22 protein-coding genes are annotated in these 21758 nt (G+C 62.7%); 6 read left to right on the top strand and 16 right to left on the bottom strand.

The window, feature by feature from the left end; translation table 11 throughout:
* From nuoK to H7C86_RS12400, 14 genes are all read right to left on the bottom strand, one after another.
* Positions 1–300: an NADH-quinone oxidoreductase subunit NuoK gene (gene nuoK / locus H7C86_RS12465; protein WP_003942238.1), complete on the bottom strand. Its 300-nt coding sequence runs from the start codon at positions 298–300 to the stop codon at positions 1–3.
* Positions 297–1094 (bottom strand): NADH-quinone oxidoreductase subunit J, encoded by a 798-nt coding sequence (locus tag H7C86_RS12460; RefSeq protein ID WP_019748167.1) that lies wholly within the window; start codon positions 1092–1094, stop codon positions 297–299. The genes nuoK and H7C86_RS12460 overlap by 4 nt, the downstream gene beginning before the upstream one ends.
* A complete protein-coding gene (gene nuoI, locus H7C86_RS12455; protein ID WP_182261610.1) occupies positions 1091–1693 on the bottom strand; it encodes an NADH-quinone oxidoreductase subunit NuoI in 603 nt (200 codons plus the stop codon). Before nuoI ends, H7C86_RS12460 begins: the two co-directional genes overlap by 4 nt.
* On the bottom strand, positions 1686–3011 hold the full coding sequence (gene nuoH, locus H7C86_RS12450) for an NADH-quinone oxidoreductase subunit NuoH (RefSeq protein WP_182261609.1): 1326 nt from the start codon (positions 3009–3011) through the stop codon (positions 1686–1688). The genes nuoI and nuoH overlap by 8 nt, the downstream gene beginning before the upstream one ends.
* Positions 3008–5425 (bottom strand): NADH-quinone oxidoreductase subunit G, encoded by a 2418-nt coding sequence (locus H7C86_RS12445; protein ID WP_182261608.1) that lies wholly within the window; start codon positions 5423–5425, stop codon positions 3008–3010. Before H7C86_RS12445 ends, nuoH begins: the two co-directional genes overlap by 4 nt.
* Positions 5422–6741 carry an NADH-quinone oxidoreductase subunit NuoF gene (gene nuoF / locus H7C86_RS12440; RefSeq protein ID WP_019748171.1) on the bottom strand — a complete coding sequence of 440 codons (1320 nt, stop codon included), beginning with the start codon at positions 6739–6741 and terminating at the stop codon, positions 5422–5424. Before nuoF ends, H7C86_RS12445 begins: the two co-directional genes overlap by 4 nt.
* Position 6742: 1 nt before the next feature.
* Positions 6743–7567: an NADH-quinone oxidoreductase subunit NuoE gene (gene nuoE / locus H7C86_RS12435; RefSeq protein ID WP_182261607.1), complete on the bottom strand. Its 825-nt coding sequence runs from the start codon at positions 7565–7567 to the stop codon at positions 6743–6745.
* Positions 7564–8895, bottom strand: a complete 1332-nt coding sequence (nuoD, locus tag H7C86_RS12430; protein WP_019748173.1) for an NADH dehydrogenase (quinone) subunit D — start codon at positions 8893–8895, stop codon at positions 7564–7566. The genes nuoE and nuoD overlap by 4 nt, the downstream gene beginning before the upstream one ends.
* Complete coding sequence (locus tag H7C86_RS12425) at positions 8895–9557, bottom strand: NADH-quinone oxidoreductase subunit C (protein ID WP_020907509.1); 663 nt, start codon at positions 9555–9557, stop codon at positions 8895–8897. The genes nuoD and H7C86_RS12425 overlap by 1 nt, the downstream gene beginning before the upstream one ends.
* Complete coding sequence (locus H7C86_RS12420) at positions 9554–10108, bottom strand: NADH-quinone oxidoreductase subunit B family protein (protein ID WP_003942234.1); 555 nt, start codon at positions 10106–10108, stop codon at positions 9554–9556. Before H7C86_RS12420 ends, H7C86_RS12425 begins: the two co-directional genes overlap by 4 nt.
* Positions 10109–10188: 80 nt before the next feature.
* On the bottom strand, positions 10189–10548 hold the full coding sequence (locus H7C86_RS12415) for an NADH-quinone oxidoreductase subunit A (RefSeq protein ID WP_003942165.1): 360 nt from the start codon (positions 10546–10548) through the stop codon (positions 10189–10191).
* Between the two features lie 262 nt (positions 10549–10810).
* The gene (locus H7C86_RS12410; RefSeq protein WP_044480360.1) at positions 10811–11203 is read right to left on the bottom strand and encodes a response regulator transcription factor; all 393 of its coding nucleotides are present in this window, start codon (positions 11201–11203) and stop codon (positions 10811–10813) included.
* A 180-nt stretch (positions 11204–11383) separates the two neighbouring features.
* Positions 11384–11818: an SRPBCC family protein gene (locus tag H7C86_RS12405; RefSeq protein ID WP_020907512.1), complete on the bottom strand. Its 435-nt coding sequence runs from the start codon at positions 11816–11818 to the stop codon at positions 11384–11386.
* 86 nt (positions 11819–11904) lie between these two features.
* Positions 11905–12384, bottom strand: coding sequence for a toxin-antitoxin system HicB family antitoxin (locus tag H7C86_RS12400; RefSeq protein WP_019748177.1), 480 nt, complete (start codon positions 12382–12384; stop codon positions 11905–11907).
* A 154-nt stretch (positions 12385–12538) separates the two neighbouring features.
* Here H7C86_RS12400 and thyX point away from each other — a divergent pair, with 154 nt between their 5' ends.
* The 6 genes from thyX (at position 12539) to H7C86_RS12370 (ending at position 20855) form a co-directional block, all read left to right on the top strand.
* Positions 12539–13291, top strand: a complete 753-nt coding sequence (thyX, locus tag H7C86_RS12395) for an FAD-dependent thymidylate synthase (protein ID WP_020907513.1) — start codon at positions 12539–12541, stop codon at positions 13289–13291.
* A gap of 43 nt (positions 13292–13334) precedes the next feature.
* Entirely contained in the window at positions 13335–14240 is a 906-nt protein-coding gene (gene dapA / locus H7C86_RS12390; protein ID WP_003942142.1) for a 4-hydroxy-tetrahydrodipicolinate synthase, read from the top strand.
* On the top strand, positions 14241–16250 hold the full coding sequence (locus tag H7C86_RS12385; protein ID WP_019748179.1) for a ribonuclease J: 2010 nt from the start codon (positions 14241–14243) through the stop codon (positions 16248–16250). It abuts the gene before it with no gap.
* Positions 16251–16309: 59 nt separating this feature from the next.
* Positions 16310–16933, top strand: coding sequence for a TIGR03085 family metal-binding protein (locus H7C86_RS12380; RefSeq protein WP_182261606.1), 624 nt, complete (start codon positions 16310–16312; stop codon positions 16931–16933).
* Positions 16934–17057: 124 nt separating this feature from the next.
* Entirely contained in the window at positions 17058–19829 is a 2772-nt protein-coding gene (locus H7C86_RS12375; protein ID WP_182261605.1) for a DNA translocase FtsK, read from the top strand.
* A 45-nt stretch (positions 19830–19874) separates the two neighbouring features.
* Positions 19875–20855, top strand: a complete 981-nt coding sequence (locus tag H7C86_RS12370) for a TerC family protein (RefSeq protein ID WP_019748181.1) — start codon at positions 19875–19877, stop codon at positions 20853–20855.
* Positions 20856–20865: 10 nt separating this feature from the next.
* Here the strand turns inward: H7C86_RS12370 and H7C86_RS12365 are convergent, their stop codons facing one another.
* Together H7C86_RS12365 and H7C86_RS12360 are read right to left on the bottom strand one after the other, a co-directional pair.
* On the bottom strand, positions 20866–21150 hold the full coding sequence (locus H7C86_RS12365; RefSeq protein ID WP_020907517.1) for a YciI family protein: 285 nt from the start codon (positions 21148–21150) through the stop codon (positions 20866–20868).
* Positions 21151–21209: 59 nt separating this feature from the next.
* Positions 21210–21734 carry an amino-acid N-acetyltransferase gene (locus tag H7C86_RS12360; protein WP_019748183.1) on the bottom strand — a complete coding sequence of 175 codons (525 nt, stop codon included), beginning with the start codon at positions 21732–21734 and terminating at the stop codon, positions 21210–21212.
* Between the last annotated feature and the right edge of the window lie 24 nt (positions 21735–21758).

The following is a 21758-nucleotide window of genomic DNA, read 5'->3' as shown; positions in this document are numbered from 1 at the left end:
TCAGTACTTCAGCAGGTCTGCGTCGTCGACGGATACAGAACGCCGAGATCGGAAGATGATCATGATGATTGCCAGGCCGACGACTACTTCGGCCGCAGCGACCACCATCGTGAAGAAGGCGAAGATCTGGCCGTCCAGATTGCCGTGCATGCGCGCGAAGGTCACGAACGCCAAGTTGGCGGCGTTGAGCATCAATTCGATACACATGAACACCACGATGGCGTTGCGGCGCAGGAGGACTCCTGCAGCTCCGATCGTGAACAACAGGACGGACAGATACAGATAGTTCTCGGGATTCATCGCTGAGTCTCCTCACCGGTGCTCGGATCCGGGGAACGTGGAGTGAGCGCGCTGCTGACCGAGAGCGTCGAGAACGTTCCGTCCGGCAACAAGGCCGGCATGTCCACTGCGTTGTGACGTGCGTACACGCCGGGACTGGGGAGTGGAGTGGCCGAGCCCTTTTCGGGATTGTCTTCATCGCTGCCCAGGTACGCGAATCGTTGCTTGGAGAGTTCGCGTTGGCTGAGTGTGGCTCCGATCTTCTCCCGGTGTGCGAGCATCATTGCGCCGAGTGTCGCCGTGATCAGCAGTGCGCCGGTCAGTTCGAAGGCCCAGACGTAGCGGATGAAGATGAGATCGGCGAGTGCGTCGATGTTGCCCTGGTCGAGTCCGGTGAATCCGGTGAAGCCCGAGATCGACGCATTTCCGAGGCCGCCGATAAGGAGTAGCCCGAATCCGACGCCGATCACGATCGCGCTGACTCGTTGTCCGCGTAGCGTTTCGACCAGGGAGTCCGAAGAATCCACGCCCACCAGCATCAGGACGAACAAGAACAACATCATCACCGCGCCGGTATAGACGACGATCTGAACGACACCCAGGAACAGTGCGCCCTGCACGATGTAGAACACGGCCAGGATGATCATCGTCATCGCAAGGAAGAGTGCAGAGTAGACGGCCTTGGGAGCGGCGACGACACCCAAAGCGCTGATCACCGCAAGGGTTCCGAGGATCCAGAACTGCACCGCCTCGCCGGTGGAGGTCGATGTCATCGTTCCCTCCGCCAGGATCGTGGTGGTGACCGCCGCGATCATTTCTCGGTCTCCGGGTTCGGCTCTCGCTCGGGTGCTGGCTGTTCGGGTGCTGCTTGTTCGGGTGCTGCTTGTTCGGGTGCTGTTTGTTCGGGTACTGCTGTGATGTCGCCGCGGTAGTAGTCGTCCTGAGTTGTGCCGGGACGCAGCGCGTGTGGTGGCGCTGTCATGTCGGTTTTCAGGGGCGCGAGCAATCGGTCCTTCTCGTAGATCAATCCAGCTCGATTGTCGTCGACCATCTCGTACTCGTTGGTCATCGTGAGGGCCCGAGTGGGGCAGGCCTCGACGCAGAGGCCGCAGCCGATGCACCGCAGGTAGTTGATCTGATATACCTGCCCGTAGCGCTCTCCGGGGGAGAACCGTTCTTCTTCGGTGTTGTCAGCACCCTCGACATAGATCGCGTCGGCGGGGCAGGCCCAGGCACACAGTTCGCAACCGATGCACTTCTCGAGTCCGTCCGCATACCGGTTGAGTTGATGGCGACCGTGGTATCCGGGCGCGGTGGGGCGCTTCTCCTCCGGATAGAACTCGGTCTCGGGTTTCTTGAACATGGTCGAGAGCGTCACTCCGAAACCCGCGATAGGTCCGAGGAATTCAGGCATGGGAGTCCTCCGATGTGTCGGAAACATCTGTGCGTCGCTGCGGTGGCACGTTCTGACCAGGCAGTTTTTGACCAGGCAGCGGTGGAACCGGGAACCCGCCCGACATTGCATCGAAAGGCAAGGTCCCCGAAGCGGTGACCAACGCGGCAGTTCGGCGTCGGCCGCGGTAAGTCCCGGCCAACACGATCAGGAGCGCAGCTCCGAGAACCAGTGCGACGCAGAGAAGTACGACCCAGGTGTTGTAGCCCTCGTTGCGGAACGCACGAACGGTCGCGATCACCATCACCCATACCAAAGCTGCTGGGATCAAAACCTTCCAGCCGAGATTCATGAACTGGTCGTAGCGCAATCGAGGAAGCGTGCTGCGCAACCAGATGAAGACGAAGAGGAAGCCCCACACCTTCGCGACAAACCACAGCACCGGCCACCAACCGGAATTGGCGCCGTCCCAAAGATTGAACGGGAACGGTGCGTGCCACCCGCCCAGAAACAGCGTGGTGGCCAGAGCGGACACCGTCACCATGTTCACGTACTCGGCCAGCATGAACATCGCGAACTTGAGGGAGGAGTACTCGGTGTGGAACCCACCTACCAGCTCACCCTCGGCCTCGGGAAGGTCGAAGGGAGCCCTGTTGGTTTCGCCGACCATGGCTGTCACGTAGATCAGGAAGGACGGCAGGAGGAGAAAGACGTACCAGGCTCCCTGTTGGGCGTCGACGATGCCGGACGTGGACATCGTGCCGGCGTAGAGGAAAACGGCAGCGAAAGACAGGCCCATCGCTACCTCGTACGAGATGACCTGAGCGGTCGATCGAAGTGCGCCCAGTAGGGGATACGTCGATCCCGAAGACCAGCCGGCAAGGACGATCCCGTACACACCGATAGAAGTGACGGCCAGGATGTACAGAACGCCGACCGGTAGATCGGTCAGTTGCAGAGGTGACCGGGTTCCGAAAATCGACACCTGTGGACCGAACGGGATGACAGCAAAAGCCATGAAGGCGGGCACGACCGCGATGACGGGCGCGAGGAGGTAAATCGGTTTGTCGGCGCCGCTCGGTGTGATGCCCTCCTTGAGGGCGAGCTTGATTCCGTCAGCGAGGCTCTGGAGCATTCCACGGGGGCCGACGCGGTTCGGTCCGACACGCATCTGCATGCGTGCCATGACCTTTCGTTCCGCGTAGATCGCCACCAGCGGGGTGAGTACGAGGAACACGAAGATTGCGAGAGCCTTGCCGATCACCAACCACCACGGGTCGTGCCCGAACGCCGGCAGGTCGACCGGAGCTGCGACCGTCCCGTACTCGTGGGTGTTCATTGCGCTCCCGCCTTCGCAATCTTCACCACGGACCCCGCGGTGACGCAGAGCGTTTCGTAGATCGTGCTACCCGGTGAATTGAGCGGAAGCCAGACTGTTCGAGGCGGGAGTTCGGTGATCTCCAACGGTAATGTGATGGAACCGGATTCAGTCGACACCGCAACGTGATCGCCGTTGTCGGCGCCGATCTCGGCAGCGCTCTCGGCCGACAAACGCACGAGCGACGGCCGTGCCGTACCCGCCAGGTTGGGCTCGCCGTCTTGCAATCGGCCGTTGTCGAGCAACATTCGCCAACTCGACAACACTGCCTCGCCTTGCGCCGGTATGGGCAGGGTGCCTGACGGGACCTGAGGCGAGTTGGGGCGCGATCCGGACCACGCGCCGAGGCGGTGTATCTCCGAGCGTGCGGAATCTGCGTCGGGTAGGCCCAGATCGATGCCCATCTCGGCTGCGATCGCGTGGAGAACGCGCTGATCCGGCATTACTCCTGTCGTTCTCAACGCGGTGTCGAACACGCGCTCGCGGCCTTCCCAGTCGAGGAAGGTTCCGGGCTTCTCGGCGACCGGTGCCACAGGGAAGACGACGTCGGCGAGTTCGGTGACTCCGCTGTGACGGATCTCCAAACTCACAACGAACCCTGCGGCTTCGATCGCGGCCCTTGCCTTCGCCGGGTTCGGGAGATCACTCAACTCGACGCCGCCGACAAGAAGCGCAGCAGTCGTCTGCCCCGGATCCAGCAGACTCGCGGCGTCGCGACCGTCGGATGCCGGGATGGGGGCCCCCCACACTGATTCCACCTCCTGACGTGCTGCCGGGTCCGCAACGGGGCGTCCGCCGGGAAGCAATCCCGGTAGCGCGCCGGCCTCGACGGCGCCGCGATCACCAGCGCGGCGTGGGACCCAAGCCAAAGAAGCTCCCGTCGATTCGGCGAGTCGCAGCGCCGCGGCGAAGCCGCCTGCTACCGCACTCAGTCGCTCACCCAGCAGGATCACAGCACCGGGCCGCCGGAGGAGTTGACCCTCCTCACTGCCGGGGTGGGACAACGAATCCATCAGAGCTGCTTCACTTCCGGGTACGGTCCGAAGTAGACCACCGCCCATCTTCTGCAGGCCGCGTGTAGCGAATGGCGCGCTGGAGAGCACAGTCGTCTTGCCGAAACGTGCGGCCTTGCGCAGTCGCAGGAAGATGATCGGTGACTCCTCCTCAGGCTCGAGAGCTACCAGCAACGCGGTCGGGGCAGATTCGAGGTCCTGGTACGTCACCGACTCTTCGAGTGTGCGGCCAGCGACGTGAGCTGAGAGGAAACCTTCCTCTTCGGCGGAGTGAGCGCGGATTCGGAAATCGATGTTGTTGGTAGCGAGAGCAACTCGCGCGAACTTACCGTAGGCGTAGGCGTCCTCCAAGGTAGAGCGTCCGCCGACGAGTACGGCTGCGTCACCGCGGGCCTGCGCGAAGGATCGCGCAACGAGGTCGAGTGCCATGGGCCACGACGCCGGAATCAATTCGCCGTCAGCGTTGCGGATCAGGGGAGTGGTGATCCGATCACCTTGGGTCGTGTACGTGAAAGCGAAGCGCCCCTTGTCGCAGTTCCATTCCTCGTTGACGTCGGGGTCGTCCCCGGCGAGACGACGGAGAACCTTTCCGCGACGGTGGTCGGTGCGCTGAGCACATCCGTCGGCGCAGTGTTCACACACGCTGGGGCTCGACACCAGATCGAACGGTCGCGCCCGGAATCGGTATGCCGTACTGGTGAGCGCGCCGACCGGGCAAACCTGGATCGTGTTGCCCGAGAAGTAGGACTCGAAGGGCTCGTTGGCGTAGATTCCGACCTGTTGAAGCGCGCCGCGCTCGAGGAGATCGATGAACGGGTCGCCGGCGATCTGACTCGAGAATCGCGTGCACCTGGCGCAGAGGACACAACGCTCGCGGTCGAGGAGGATCTCGGACGAGAGGGGGATGGGCTTGGGGTAGGTCCTTTTCTCCTCACCGAACCGGGATTCGGTGCGACCGGTCGACATCGCCTGGTTCTGGAGCGGACACTCGCCGCCCTTGTCGCACACGGGGCAGTCCAGAGGGTGGTTGATGAGCAGGAGTTCCATCACCCCGCGTTGCGCCTTCTCGGCCACAGGCGACGTGAGCTGTGTGGTGACGACCATTCCGTCCGCAACCGGTGTCGTGCAGGACGCCACCGGCTTGCGTTGACCCTCGACTTCCACGATGCACTGGCGGCAAGCACCGACCGGGTCCAGAAGAGGATGATCGCAGAACCGCGGAACCTGGGTGCCGATCATCTCCGCAGCGCGAATGATCAACGTGCCCTTGGGGACCTGGAGTTCCCGGCCGTCGATGGTGAGGGTGACGAGATCGGTCGGCGGTGCCGCATCGGTTCCAGTGGCGGCGTCGGCTGCAGTCATGAGACGAACGCTCCTGTCGCGAGAACGGACCGGTGAGGATCGAACGGGCATCCGTTACCGTCGAAATGCGCTACGTATTCCTCGCGGAAGTACTTCAAGGAAGACATGATCGGGCTGGTCGCTCCATCACCCAACGCGCAGAAGGACTTTCCGAGGATCGTGTCCGAGATATCGAGAAGTTTGGTGAGATCGGCCTCGGTTCCTGTTCCGCCTTCGAGCCGACGCAGGATCTGCACCAGCCAGTACGTGCCTTCGCGGCACGGCGTGCATTTACCGCAGGATTCGTGAGCGTAGAACTCGGTCCATCGCAACACCGCACGCACGATGCAGGTTGTCTCGTCGAATATCTGCAAGGCCTTGGTACCGAGCATGGATCCCGCGGCGCCGACGCCCTCGTAGTCGAGTGGGACATCGAGATGTTCGTCGGTGAAGATCGGTGTCGAGGATCCGCCGGGAGTCCAGAATTTGAGGGTGTGTCCAGCGCGGACCCCGCCTGCGTATTCGAGCAGCTCGCGCAAGGTGATCCCGAGTTCAGCCTCGTACTGGCCGGGTGTGGTGACATGACCCGAGAGCGAATACAGCGTGAATCCCGGTGACTTCTCACTTCCCATCGATCGGAACCACTCCGGGCCGCCCAGGACGATCGACGGAACACTCGCGATGGACTCGACGTTGTTGACGACGGTCGGGCAGGCATAGAGACCGGCGACAGCGGGGAACGGCGGCCGCAGTCGAGGCTGACCGCGTCGTCCCTCCAACGAATCGAGGAGGGCCGTCTCTTCCCCACAGATATAGGCGCCGGCTCCGGCATGGACGACGAGATCCAGATCGAAACCCGAACCGAGGACGTTGCGGCCCAGATATCCGGCCGCGTAAGCCTCGGCGACAGCGGTCTGCAGGCGTCGCAGAACCGGGACAACCTCACCTCTGACGTAGATGAACGCCTTCGCTGCTCGAATTGCGTACGCCGCGATGATCACTCCCTCCACCAACGTGTGTGGGGTCGCCATCATCAACGGCATGTCCTTGCATGTGCCCGGTTCGGACTCGTCGGCATTGACGACGAGGTAGTGAGGCTTGCCGTCTCCTGGCTTGTCTTCGGAGACCTGGGGGATGAAGCTCCACTTGAGGCCGGTCGGGAAGCCCGCGCCGCCACGTCCGCGCAGGCCCGCGTCCTTGACGGTTTCGATCACGGCGTCGGGGGGCGTGGCCAGCGCTTTGCGCAGCGCCTGGTAGCCGTCGCGGCGAAGGTAGCTGTCGAGGGTCCATGAATTCGGTTGATCCCAGTATCGACTCAGGACGGGGGCGAGTGTCATGTCACTTCCCTTCGCCGGGAGCGTCGGCCGCGGAGGCCGAGCCGGGTGGGTTGTCGTCGAGAGATCGGCTGATACGTAGTCCGGCAAGAGTTGCATCGCCGACGGTCTGAGCTTCGGCTGCCTCGATTCGCGTATCCGGAAAACCAGCCAGAGTGCGCGCAGTCTGCCGGAACGAGCACAGCGTGGCACCGCGATCGGGTGTCACGCGCTCTCCGGCGCGGAGCGCATCGACGAGTGAGCGCGCCGATTCCGGAGTCTGATTGTCGAAGAACTCCCAGTTGATCATCATGACGGGGGCGTAGTCGCACGCCGCATTGCACTCGATGTGTTCGAGGGTGATCTTACCGTCGGACGTCGAGATGGAGTGTCCACCTTCGTCTCTGGAGCCTGTCGAGCCCAGGTGCTCTTCGAGTGCCGCGAGGATGTCGTCGCCGCCCATGATCGCGCACAGCGTGTTGGTGCAGACTCCGACCAGATACTCACCCGTCGGCCCCCGGCGATACATGGAGTAGAAGGTGGAAACTGCGGCGACCTCGGCGCCCGTCAAACCCAGCTTGACACTGCAGAAATCGATCCCGGCCGGGGTGATGTACCCGTCCTCGGATTGCACGAGATGAAGGAGCGGCAACAGGGCGGATCGACTGGTGGTCGCGGCGGCGTCAGGCTCACGGTAACGAGCGATGACGGTTTCGGCGTCGGCGTCGAGTCGGGCGAGTACGTCGGGTGGATAGCTCGATCGTGCGCCAGGGCGTACCAATTGCGTGGGCTCTTCCGGGCGCGGCCCGAGTTCGATGAACACGCGTGACGAGCCGTTCGGGCCGGTCATCGGTCCACTCCGCCCATGACGGGATCGATACTGGCAACCGAAGCGATCACGTCGGACACCATGCCTCCCTCACACATCGCTGCGACCGCCTGAAGGTTGGTGAACGACGGGTCCCGGAAATGGACGCGGTACGGCCGGGTTCCCCCGTCGCTGACCATGTGCACCCCCAGTTCGCCACGCGGAGACTCGACGGCGACGTACACCTGACCTGGCGGCACGCGGATACCCTCGGTGACCAGTTTGAAATGGTGAATCAGACCTTCCATGGAGGACTCCATGATCTTGGCGATGTGCTTCTGCGAGTTGCCGAGGCCATCCGGTCCCACAGCGAGATCGGCAGGCCAGGCGATCTTCTTGTCGTCCACCATGACCGGGCCCGGTTGCAGCTTGTCGAGGCACTGCTCGACGATCTTGAGGGACTCCTTCATCTCCTCGACGCGGATGACGTACCTTCCGTAGCAATCGGATCCGTCGTGTGTCACTACGTCGAACTCGTAGTTCTCGTAGCCGCAGTACGGCTGCGCTCGACGCTGATCGTGGGGGAGACCTGTGGCGCGAAGGACCGGACCCGTCACCCCGAGCGCCATACAGCCGGTGAGATCGAGATATCCGATTCCCTGGGTACGTGCTTTCCAGATGGAGTTGTCGCTGAGCATCAGTTCGACGTCACGTAACCGTTTCGGTAGGACCTTCAACAATTCCCGAACCTTCGCGACCGACCCGTCGGGTAGATCCTGAGCGAGACCACCAGGCCTGATGTAGGCGTGATTCATCCGCAGTCCGGTGATCGTCTCGAACACGTCCAGAATCAATTCGCGTTCGCGGAATCCGAACAGCATCGCCGTCACGGCGCCCAGTTCCATTCCGCCGGTCGCCAGGGCCACGAGATGTGAGGAGATCCGATTGAGTTCCATCATCATCACGCGAATGACGGTGGCTCGCTCGGGAATGTCGTCGGTGATGTCGAGAAGTTTCTCGACTCCGAGGCAGTACGCGGTTTCGTTGAAGAACGGTGACAGGTAGTCCATTCGAGTAACGAAAGTGACACCCTGCGTCCAGTTCCGGAATTCGAGATTCTTCTCGATTCCGGTGTGCAGGTACCCGATTCCACATCGAGCTTCCACGACCGTCTCACCCTCGATCTCGAGAATGAGGCGCAAGACCCCGTGAGTGGACGGATGCTGTGGGCCCATGTTGACCACGATCCGTTCCGCCTCGCCGGTTCGCTGGCGGGCGGCCGCGGTGACGATGTCGTCCCAGTCCTGACCCGATGCCGTGACGACGGTTTCCGTCGTGGCACCGGAGTTGCTTCCTGTCGTCTCGTTCATCAGTTGTACGACCTACGCTCGTCGGGAGGCGGAGTCTGGGCGCCCTTGTACTCGACCGGGATACCGCCGAGCGGATAGTCCTTCCGCTGGGGGTGGCCTTTCCAGTCGTCGGGCATCTCGATGCGGGTCAGGGCCGGATGACCGTCGAAGACGATCCCGAAGAAGTCGTACGTCTCGCGTTCATGCCAGTCATTGGTCGGGTAGATCCCGACGATCGACGGAATATGCGGATCGGAATCCGGCACAGATACTTCCAGCCTGATTCGGCGGTTGTGCGTAATCGAGGCAAGTGGATACACGGCGTGCAGTTCACGACCGGTGTCCTGCGGGTAGTGCACTCCGTCGACACCCAGGCAGAGCTCGAAGCGAAGGTCCGGTTCGTCGCGCAGTCTTCGCGCAACCTGCGGCAAGTGGGAGCGTTCGACGTGCAGCGTCATCTCGTCTCGAAAGATCACCACACGCTCGACTGCAGCGGCGAAAGTGCCACCCGCGCTGCTCAATGCCGCGTCCAACGAATCCGCGACTGCATCGAAATAACCGCCGAAGGGTCGAGAAGCCTTGTCCTCTAGAGAGATCGGAGGGGCAAGCCTGCTGTAGCCCGAGGTGTCGCCAGTGCCGCGGACCCCGAACATCCCTCTCGCGCCGGTGTTACCCGAGGTCATCGCAGCAGCCCCTTCATGTCGATGGTGGGGGTGGATGCCAGTGCGGCGCGCTCGGCTGCCGCGCGTGCCTCTTCGCGGTTCACGCCGAGGGGCATTTCCTGGATCTTTCGGTGCAGTTCGATGATCGCGTTCAGGAGCATCTCCGGCCGCGGCGGACAGCCGGGCAAGTAGATGTCGACCGGCACGATGTGGTCGACGCCCTGAACCACTGCGTAGTTGTTGAACATTCCGCCGGACGACGCGCATACACCCATGGCCAGAACCCATTTCGGCTCGGCCATCTGGTCGTAGACCTGACGAAGTACCGGGCCCATCTTTTGACTGACCCGCCCGGCCACGATCAGAAGGTCTGCCTGTCGCGGCGACGCGCGGAATGCCTCCATACCGAACCGCGCCAGGTCGAAGCGACCCGACGTGGTTGCCATCATCTCGATGGCGCAGCACGCGAGCCCGAAGGTGGCAGGCCACAGTGATCCTTTGCGGGCATAACCTGCCAGGCCCTCGACCGTGGTCAGTAGAAATCCGCTGGGGAGCTTTTCTTCGAGACCCATATCCGACTCTTTTCAGTCGTAACAGCTGCGGTGTGACCGGTTTTGTCTGACTCGTGTGTGCTGTTCCTGTGTTCGCTGAGCTAGTCCCAACCGAGACCGCCTCGTCGCCATTCGTATGCGTATGCCACCGAGACGTTGACTATGAAAAGGCCCATCGCCGCGAGGCCGAACAAGCCGAGCGAATCGAAATGCACCGCCCACGGATAGAGGAAAACGATCTCGATGTCGAAGATGATGAACAGCATTGCCGTCAGATAGAACTTGACGGGAAACCGTCCGCCACCAGCGGTACGGGGTGCCGGTTCGATTCCGCATTCGTAGGCTTCGAGTTTCGCCCTGTTGTACCGCTTCGGGCCGACCACGGACGCGAGAACAACCGACACCACAGCGAAGGCCATCGCGATGACCCCGAGAACGAGAATGGGGATGTAAGCGTTCATCTCACCCGAACTCCTCTCCGCTGTGCGGATGTCCGCCTAGCCCGAAGGTGCCGTTAACCCGAAGGTGCCGTTAACCCGAAGGTGCCGTTAACCCGAAGGTGCCGTTCGATTTCGATACTGCCAGCAATTCGACACTTATGTGACCTGCGACACCCACACTAGGGGAGGCCTCCGACATTGGGTTGATTTTCGAGGTGCCGAGTTTCGCTCTCGAAAGTCCGAAGTAGTCGGCGCCGCAACGAATCACCGCTGCAACGGGTGCTCACCGGCTCAGTTGCCGACGCAGAAGCGCGATGACGGTGGAAGAGAGTTCCATCGGATCTATCGGCTGCGGCACTGAGGCTTCCGCTCGCGACCACGACGCCAGCCACGCATCGTCGGGTCGACCGGTCAGTACGAGGATCGGCGGACAGTCGACGATCTCGTCCTTGAGTTGTTTCGCGACGCCCATGCCGCCCGCCGGACTCGCCTCGCCGTCGAGGATGGCGAGATCGATTCCGCCGGCATCGAGCTTGTCGACGACGATCGGCGCGGTCGCGACCTCGACGTAGTCGATGGTGGGCATCGAAGGATGTGGGCGCTCTCCGAGAGCGAGCCGAACTTGCTCGCGGGTGTGTGCGTCGTCGCTGTAGACGAGGATGCGCACGGGTGCCATGGAGTTGGGCTCTGCGGTCTCGGCGGACACGCGGCCGACGTTACTCTGGGCGGTCCCCGGCTACCGGCGAATGTTCAACATCGGCAAGAACTTCCGAGAAATCGCAGCTGGGCGTCACAGCAAACGGCCCCTACCCGGCGATGAACGCCGAAGTAAGGGCCGCCTGAATTGCGTGTGCGCTCAGAAGTTTTCGACGAACTTCGTCAGGCCCTTGCTTGCTGTTTCCAGGGCCGTCTTCTGCGCCTTCTTCACCAGGAAGCCCGGCAGCGGGATCTTGGGATCGATGGTCAGTTCGAAGGTGACCTTGGTTCCACCGTCGGTGGGAGTCAAGACGTACGAGCCGTCCTGCTGGTTCTGCTGGCCGCTCTCGACGAGTGTCCAGGTCACCTTGTCGTCGCCCTCGAAGGTGTAGTCGACTACCTGCTCGTCGTTGATTCCCAGAATGGACACGGCCATGCGAACGCGATGGGGTCGACCGTCGTCGTGAGTGCTCTCGATGGTGATCTTCTTGTGCGCAGACGACCACTCCGGCAGCCGATCGACTGCAGCTACGGCCTTCATCACCGTTTCCGGATCAGCCTTGATCTCGAATTCCTTGACGCCCGAAACGGCCATGAACGTGCTCCTTCTCGCCTTGCGGCAACGGTTCGTGATTACTGCAGTTGCGCAATTAGATCATCGGCGATCAGGGTGGCGTCGAACTAGTCCATGCCGTTCTTGCGCATCTGGTCCCGCAATGCGCCCTGAACGGCTTGTGAAACCCACGAGTTGAGGGAGACTCCGTTCTGATTGGCTGCCTCCTCGGCGCGGGCTTTGATCTGCTCCATCATCCTCAACGTCACTCGGCTGATATCGCCGCTGACGTCGTCGAACGAGTAAGTGGAGTCCTTCTTCTCGTCGTCTGCCTTCTCGTTTCCGCCCTCGCCGCCGGTCGAATTCGTCGGGCGGACGACGTCGGTCACGATCTCGTTGCCGTCGAGATTGACCCTGACCTCGCGGCCGTCGAGTTTGGTCCCGATCTCCTTGGCCAACTCCGTCGCCGCGGCCAACAAGACCAGGCGGACCGAGGGTTCGATGGCGGCGGACAACGACGCCGCAATCCGGCGCGTGTGATCGTCGCCGAGTTCGGCTGCGGTGACGAGGTCATTCTGCAGCTTCGCGGTGTACTCCGAAATGTCCATGACACCAGAGTGGCGTCAAAAGTGACGTCAGTCAAGGATGTGATGACGTCACTCGATCTTGGTGGTGGTCGACCGCTATAGAGTTGCCCAGCACCTGAGGCGAACGGCGCCCGGGTTTCGTGCTGGTCGTTTCGTGCTTGTCGAGGAGTGGGTTGTGCCGAACACGGTGTCGCTGAAAGTGCAGTTGGTGGCGAAGTCCGAGTTCTTCCCGCCCGAGGACATTCCGTGGGAGACGGACGCGGATGGCGGCGAAGCGCTCGTCGAGTTCTCCGGCCGAGCCTGCTACCAGAGTTGGTCCAAGCCGAATCCGCGAACCGCAACCAACGCCGGCTACCTCAGGCATCTGCTCGAGGTCGGACACGTTTCGGTGCTCGAGCACGCGACGGTGAGCTTCTACATCACTGGTATCTCGCGCTCGTGCACTCACGAATTGATTCGTCACCGGCACTTCTCGTACTCGCAACTCTCGCAGCGATTCGTTCGCGAGAATGATGCGAACGTTGTCGTGCCTCCCGCGGTCGAAGGTGATCCCGAGCTCGAAGCACTGTTTCTGTCTGCCACCGACGAGAGCCGTCGCGCTTACGGCGAACTGCTGACCGCCCTCGAGGGGAAATTGCAATCAGTGCCCGGTGCCCCGATGCGTGGGAAGCAAGCCAGGCAAGCTGCGCGCTCGGTGCTGCCCAACGCAACCGAGACGCGCTTGGTCGTGACCGGGAACTATCGGGCCTGGCGGCACTTCGTCGAGATGCGCGCCACCGAACATGCCGACGTCGAGATCCGGCGAGTCGCGATCGAGTGCCTACGTCAGCTTCGTGACGTCGCCCCAAATGTGTTCGGGGACTACGAGATTCTCCGCGGAAGCGACGGATCGGAAATCGCCGTCAGTGCATTTGCGGCCGAGTCGTGACTCGTGTGCAGAAGTAAGAGCTGAACCGGGTAACCTTCTGACCATGACCTACGGTGATTCCGCTTCTCTTGTCGAGCGTCCGTTCGGCACCATTTCCGTTGCGATGGTGACCCCGTTCACTGCCGACGGGAAGTTGGACGTCGACGCGGGAGTGCGCCTCGCAGCCCATCTCGTCGACAACGGCTGCGACGGCCTCGTTCTTGCCGGCACGACCGGTGAGTCTCCCACCACCACCGAGTCCGAGAAGCTCGACCTGCTCCGCGCAGTGATCGACGCCGTCGGCAACCGCGCGAAGATCGTTGCAGGCGCCGGGAGCAACGACACCGCCCACAGTGTCGAACTCGCCCGTGACGCGGCTCGCGCCGGTGCGCACGGTCTGCTCGTCGTCACCCCGTACTACTCGCGTCCGCCCCAGGCCGGACTCTTTGCACACTTCACCGCCGTCGCCAACGCGACCGACCTGCCCGTCATGTTGTACGACATTCCGCCCCGCTCCGTCGTCCCCATCGAGACCGAAACGATCCGCCGACTCGCCGAGCACCCGCGGATCAAGGCCGTCAAGGATGCCAAGGGCGACCTCAACGCCGGCGCAGAGTTGATCGGCACCACCGAGCTTCAGTTCTTCTCCGGTGACGACCCGCTGAACCTGCCGTGGCTCGCTGTCGGTGCTACCGGCTTCGTCAGCGTCATCGGCCATCTCGTTCCAGGTCGCCTCCGCGACCTCCACACCGCGTTCGTGTCCGGCGACATCGCCCGCGCACGCGAGATAAACCTCAGTTTGATCCCTGTGATTCGTTCCGTTGCCCGCCTCGGCGGTGTCAGCGCTTCGAAGGCGGGTCTGCGACTCATCGGAATCGATGTCGGAGAACCACGCCTTCCGCAGGTTGCACCCACTAAAGAGCAGATCGACGGTCTTGCCGCCGATCTGCATGCGGCAGGAGTTTTGTAAATGACCCGTCCCCCCCGACGTCGTAGTGCCAGTCGTCAAGCCGGTCCGCCTTCGCCTCCGGCTCCCGAAACGGCCGCGAAGGCCGCACCGGTAGAGGCACCAGCTGCGCCGGCGGCAGAAGCGGCCCCCGCCGCGGCCGCCCCGCCCAAGAAGGCCGCAGCAGCCAAATCTGCAGCGACCAAGTCCGCCGCCACCAAATCTGCTGCACCCAAGAAATCGACCGAAGACAGGTCGCCGCGCAAATCTGCCGGCGGCAACCGTCCGGCAGCGTCGAAGGCGGGCAACGGGCGCGGAAACAAGCGCCCCGAGAACCGTCCGGCCGTCGATCCCACAGGTCGCCTCGGAACACCCCCGAAGGCGCCGGCATCAGGTCTGCGCATCGTTGCTCTCGGCGGCATCGGCGAAATCGGTCGCAACATGACGGTGTTCGAGCACCGCGGCAAGTTGCTGATCGTCGACTGCGGTGTGCTGTTCCCCGAGGACCAGCAGCCCGGCGTCGACCTGATCCTCCCGGACTTCCGCTACATCGAAGACCGTATGGACGACGTCGAAGCCGTCATCTTGACTCACGGCCACGAGGACCACATCGGTGCTCTGCCGTTCTTGCTGCGCTTGCGCGCGGACATACCGGTCATCGGCGCGAAGTTCACTCTCGCCCTCGTTGCCGCCAAGTGCCGCGAGCATCGCCTGCGACCGAACCTCGTCGAGGTCGTCGAAGGAAACACCACCACTCACGGGCCGTTCGACTGCGAGTACTTCGCCGTCAACCACTCGATTCCCGACGCGCTCGCGATCGCGATTCGCACCGACGCCGGAGTTGTACTGCACACCGGTGACATCAAGCTCGACCAGCTGCCTCTCGACGGCCGCCTGACCGACCTCGCCGGTTTCTCCCGCCTGGGCGACGAGGGTGTCGACCTGTTCCTCGTGGACTCGACCAACGCCGAGGTCCCGGGATTCGTCACGCCCGAGCGTGAAATCGGGGGAGTGCTCGACAACGTCATCGGCAAGGCGAAGCAGCGCGTCATCGTGGCATCGTTCGCCAGCCACGTGCACCGCATCCAGCAGGTCGTCGACGTTGCCGCTCGATACAACCGTCGAATCGTCTTCGTCGGCCGCTCGATGGTCCGCAACATGCAGATCGCCCAGGATCTCGGCTACCTCACGGTGCCAGACGGCCTGGTCGTCGACATCGACACCGCCGCCACCCTTCCCGACGATCGCCTGGTGCTCATTTCGACGGGTTCGCAGGGTGAGCCGTTGGCAGCGCTCTCGCGGATGGCACGCGGCGAACACCGCCAGATCAATATCCGTGCCAACGACCTGGTCGTTCTCGCATCCTCGCTGATTCCGGGTAACGAGAACTCCGTTTTTGCCGTGGTCAACGGCTTGGCCAAGCGCGGTGCCACCGTCGTGACCCAGCAGAGCGCCAAGGTTCACGTCTCGGGCCACGCGTCCGCCGGTGAGCTGCTCTACCTGTACAACGCGGTTCGGCCCACCAACGCCATGCCCGTCCACGGTGAATGGCGCCACCTGCGTGCCAACGCCGCCCTTGCCAAGGCCACCGGCGTTCCGGAAGAGCGCATCGTGCTGGCCGAGGACGGCGTCGTGGTCGACATGGTCGACGGCCTCGCCGAGATCGTGGGACGCGTACCGGTCGGACACGTCTACGTCGACGGTCTTTCAGTCGGCGACGTCGGCGAGCCGACGCTCTCCGATCGCCTCGTACTCGGTGAAGGCGGCTTCATCGCCATCACCATCGTCATCAACGAGTCGACAGGACGCGCAGTCAGCACTCCCGAGGTGTCCGGTCGCGGCTTCTCCGACGATCCGACGGCACTCAAGGCCGCCGCGGATCTCGTGGAATCGGACCTGGCCCGGTTGGCGAGCGAAGGCGTCATCGACGCTCATCGCATCGCGCAGTCCGTGCGCCGCGTCGTCGGACGCTGGGTCGCGGACAAGTACCGCCGCCGTCCGATGATCATTCCGACGGTCATCGCGGTTCCGTAGATTCGGCACAGCAGGTCGCTTCCGCTCGAACCCGGTCCGGTTCGAGTACTTTGGCGAAGGTGACCTTCGCTCATGACGAACGACTCGCCCTGGTTGACAGCATGGTCGAGTTCGGCCCCGATGCTCCGACACTGTGTGGGGAGTGGACCAATCGTGACCTGGCAGCACATCTGATTGTCCGGGAGCGGCGTCTCGACGCCGCTCCCGGAATCATGTTGAGCCCTCTTGCCGGTCACACCGAGAGCGTTCGAAAGGCCGCAGCGGCGCGTCCGTGGGAGGAGATCCTCGACGACGTTCGGAGCGGGCCGCCGCGATGGTCGCCGATGTACTGGCTCGACGCGCAGGTCAACACCACCGAGATGTTCGTTCACCACGAAGACGTACGCCGCGCACATCTGAACTGGGCGCCGCGTCCGTTGTCGGAGGGTCGGCAGGCTCAGCTGTGGAAGTACGCACGCCAGATCGGCAAGATGGGCTACCGCAACGCTGCTGTCGAGGTAATTTTCGAACTTCCCTCCGGCGAGAGTGCGGTCGTCCATAAATCCGGCTCTCGCAGTGTTGTCTTGCAGGGCGAACCCGCCGAGTTGCTGCTGCACGCTTTCGGTCGCAACGAAGTGAAGATCGAAGCCAAAGGTGAACTGGCCGACGTCCAATCCGTGATGGCGCTCGATCGCAGTTTCTGATTGCCTTTTTCTACCTGAGTAGCGCTCGACCGACGGGTTGCGAAGATCACGTTTCGCACTCGCGACCAGTGTTGCTGGTGTTGCGGATGGTCCAGATGGGGTCGCACAGACTAGCCTGAACTCCATGGCAGGTAAGTCGAGCGCCCGGGGATCCAGTACAAGCACGTCCACGTCCAGGGCATCGACCAGGTCGTCAGCCTCCACTCCGAGTGCGCGCACGACCGCAAAACCTCGCACCTCGCGCACCACACGGACGGTGTCGACTCCTCGGAACGTCACGACTTCGGCCAGGGCTGGTGGGCGCCCGGCCTCGGGCAAAGGCTCCAAGCCAGCGCCCAAGAAGGCCTCCGGTACGTCGTCGGCCGCGCGCCGCCCGGTATCGAAAACGTCTCAGCGGGCCAGTCCGTTGGCGGCCGTCGGCAAGGGAATAGGAGCCGGGTGGTCCCTGGCTGCCCGCGGCGTCGGCGCCACCACACGCACCGTCAGTAAGGTCGGCGAGATCGAAGCCGGCCACCGCCGCGACGGAATAGCGCTCGGCCTGATCGCATTCAGCGTCGTCATCGCCGGCGGCGTCTGGTTCAAGGCCGGTGGTCCGATCGGCGGCGGCATCGACACCCTTGTGCGCGCTATCTTCGGCGCGGCCTCGGCCGTGCTCCCCATCGTCGGCGTCGGCCTCGCGATCCTGTTGATGCGCACAGAACCGAAACCTGAGATCCGCCCCCGACTGATCATGGGATCGTTGCTGGTCGGTCTGCCTGCGCTCGGCCTCTGGCACATCATCTCGGGTTCACCGACAGACTCCACCGGTCGCTCCAACGGTGCAGGGTTCGTCGGGTACGTCGTGGGCGGCCCGCTCACCAACGGGCTCACCGTCTGGCTGTCTGCGCCGCTGCTGGTCATCGCCGCCGGATTCGGAATCCTCCTTCTGACCGGAACCACGCTGCGTGAGGTGCCGAGCAAGTTCCAGTCCTTCTTCGGTGCCTCGTATCGCTCGGACGAATACGGCGACTACGGATCCGAATTCGACGAGGACGGCGAGCACCACTACGGCGAATCTGCTTACGATCCTTCACTGTTCGACGCCGACGGCTACCCGGTCGACACCTACGCCGAGCCACCGCTCAAGCCCGCCAAGCGGACCAGCCGACGCGCACCGATCGACAACTACCCGACGGACGAGTTCGAATCCGGCGACAAGAAGACCGAAGTACTCGGTCTGTGGAACACCGACGACACCGCAGTACCCGACGAGCCCGTCGTGGCTGCTGCCGCGCCCGTCGTGGAGACTCCGGCGCCGCGCCCCAAGGTGCCGGCCCGTTCCGTCCCTATCGCCAAGCCTGTGCCGAAACCCGAACCGGAGCCGGAGGAGAAGGAACACTTCGTCACTGATCGGGTCACCGACGGCGACTACAACCTCCCTCCGACGACGTTGCTGATCGAAGGGGACCCGCCCAAGCTCCGCAGTTCTGCGAACGACGCGATGATCGAAGCGATCAGCGAGGTCCTCGAACAGTTCAAGATCGACGCCGCCGTTACCGGATTCACGCGGGGCCCGACAGTGACGCGGTACGAGGTCGAACTCGGCCCAGGCGTCAAGGTCGAGAAGATCACCGCGCTCGCCCGCAACATCGCCTATGCAGTGGCTACCGACAACGTCCGCCTCCTGGCCCCCATTCCGGGTAAGTCCGCGGTGGGCATCGAGGTACCGAACTCCGACCGCGAAATGGTTCGCCTCGCCGACGTGCTGAACGCGCCGAGCACCCGACGCGATCACCACCCACTGGTGATCGGTCTGGGCAAGGACATCGAAGGTGACTTCGTCAGTGCCAACCTCGCGAAGATGCCCCACCTTCTGGTGGCAGGTTCGACCGGCTCGGGTAAGTCGAGCTTCGTGAACTCGATGCTCGTCTCGTTGCTCACCCGAGCAACGCCGGAAGAAGTACGGATGATCCTCATCGACCCGAAGATGGTCGAGCTCACGCCGTACGAAGGTATCCCGCACCTGATCACGCCGATCATCACTCAGCCGAAGAAGGCCGCGGCAGCGCTGGCCTGGTTGGTCGAGGAGATGGAACAGCGTTACCAGGACATGCAGGCCAACCGGGTGCGTCATATCGACGACTTCAACTCCAAGGTCAAGTCCGGCGAAATCACCGCCCCGCTGGGCAGCGAGCGCGTCTACCGTCCGTACCCGTACATCCTGGCAATTGTGGACGAGCTGGCCGACCTCATGATGACCGCTCCCCGCGACGTCGAAGAAGCGATCGTCCGCATCACGCAGAAAGCCCGTGCTGCCGGTATCCACCTGGTGCTGGCAACGCAGCGCCCGTCCGTCGACGTCGTCACCGGCCTGATCAAGACCAACGTGCCGTCTCGTCTGGCGTTCGCGACGTCTTCACTGACGGACTCGCGAGTCATCCTCGATCAGCCAGGCGCCGAGAAGCTCATCGGTATGGGTGACGGCCTCTTCCTGCCCATGGGTGCGGGTAAGCCGACCCGTATGCAGGGCGCGTTCATCACCGACGAAGAAATCTCGGCGGTCGTCGACTTCGCGAAGAACCAGGCGGAGCCCGAGTACACCGAAGGTGTCACCGCGCAGAAGGCCGGGGAGAAGAAAGACGTCGACCCCGACATCGGCGACGACATGGATGTCCTCTTGCAGGCCGTGGAATTGGTGATCACCAGCCAGTTCGGTTCGACGTCGATGCTTCAGCGCAAGCTGCGAGTCGGGTTCGCCAAGGCCGGCCGACTGATGGACCTCATGGAAAATCGTGGCGTCGTCGGACCCAGCGAGGGCTCGAAGGCCCGCGAGGTACTCATGAAGCCTGAGGAACTCGACGGTCTGCTGTGGTCGATTCGCGGCGGCGACCCGGATGAGGCACCCGCAGACGAGTAGGGACACCTCGGCGGACAAGCCGTCGACAGACGACCGGAGGAACCCGTGCATGTGACGCCGTTGGCTTGGGGAATCACGATCGTGGTGATCCTCGGCCTGTTCGTCTTCGACTTCTTCGCCCACGTCCGGACTCCGCATGCGCCGACCTTCCGGGAGTCCGCATTCTGGTCGACGGTCTACATCTCGATCGCCATCGTCTTCGGCCTCGTCGTGATGTGGATCTGGGGCACCACGTACGGTGGTGAGTACTTCGCCGGCTATGTCACGGAAAAGGCGCTCTCGGTCGACAATCTGTTCGTCTTCGTGATCATCATGTCGACCTTCGCGGTACCACGAGAGTTCCAGCAGAAGGTATTGCTGATCGGCATCGTCCTCGCGTTGGTGATGCGCGGAATCTTCATCGGTGTCGGTGCCGCCGCCATCAACGCATACAGTTGGGTGTTCTACCTCTTCGGTGCGTTCCTGATCTACACCGCGTACACCCTGATCCGCGATCACGGGCATGAGAAGGAAGCCGAGGAGAAGCGCGACAGTCGCATCATCTCGCTCGTGAAACGGGTGCTGCCGACTACCGAGGAATACGACGGCGACAAGTTGATCACCCGGATCGACGGCAAGCGCGTCGTGACTCCGTTGTTGTTGGCGCTCATCGCAATCGGCTTTGCCGACGTGCTCTTCGCGCTCGATTCGATTCCGGCGATCTACGGTCTGACTCAGGAACCGTATCTGGTCTTCACCGCCAACGCCTTCGCGCTGATGGGTCTACGGCAGCTGTACTTCCTGATCGGCGGGTTGCTCGAACGGCTGGTCTATCTCTCGTACGGGCTCTCGATAATCTTGGCGTTCATCGGTGTGAAACTGGTACTTCACGCGTTGCACGAGAACACCCTCTCGTTCGTCAACGGAGGTGAACACGTCTCCGTGCCGGAAATCTCCACGGCACTCTCACTCGGAGTGATCATCGGAGTATTGGCGGTGACGACGGTCGCGAGCCTGTTGAAGACTCGCGACCGGGCCGGGGAGTAGGCCGACGCTCTCAGGCGCTGAACTGACCCAACACCGGAACCCACTCGGTGATCCGGACCTTCTCGATCAAATCGGCGATCGCGAACGGATCGTGGGTGAAGAGCAGTGAAACGGTGTCGGCGTCAGCGGCGTCGACGATGATCAGCGCGCCGTTTCCATCTGCAAACGGGCCAGATGACAGAACGATCGAGCGGGAAACCAGATCCGCGAGCCAGGCGCGGTGATCGCTGCGGACTTCGTCGCGCTGAGGGTTCTTCTCGGGTGCGTAGGTGTATTCGACGAGGAACAACGACATCGTGAACCGCTTTCGGAGGCTGGTGATCGAGACAGGTGTGTTTGAAGAGTCTGAACGGTTCAGAGAGTCAGGAGCATGCGAGTATTGCCGAGTGTGTTGGGTTTCACATAGCTCAGATCGAGGAACTCGGCGACGCCGGCGTCGTAGGACCGACACATTTCCGCATAGACCTCGGCGGTGACGGGAGTGCCGTCGATCTCCGCGAATCCGTGACGGTGGAAGAACTCGGTCTCGAACGTCAAAACGAACAACCGTTCCAACTCCAATTCTTTGGCGACCTCGATGAGTTTGTCGACGACGTGGAAACCTGCGCCCTGCCCTTTCGCAGTCGGATCGACTGCGACGGTGCGGATCTCACCCAGGTCCGCCCACAGCACATGCAGTGCGCCGCAAGCGATTACCTGGTCACCCCGCTCGGCGACCCAGAACTCCTGGACTGCCTCGTACAGCGTCACGAGATTCTTCTCGAGGAGGATCTTGCCGGCGTAGATGTCGATCAGACGCTTGATTTCGGGGATGTCCGACGTTCGCGCGCGACGCACGATCAACTGGCTCTCGGTATAGGTCGGCGCGGTCGAAGTCATGTGGTGCACATTAGTCAATGGCCC

It is taken from the genome of Rhodococcus sp. UFZ-B548 (assembly GCF_903819475.1).
GTDB classification, from domain to species: Bacteria; Actinomycetota; Actinomycetes; order Mycobacteriales; family Mycobacteriaceae; genus Rhodococcus_F; species Rhodococcus_F erythropolis.
Note: the sequence above shows the minus strand (reverse complement) of the source record. Positions and strands in the feature narration are given on the sequence as shown.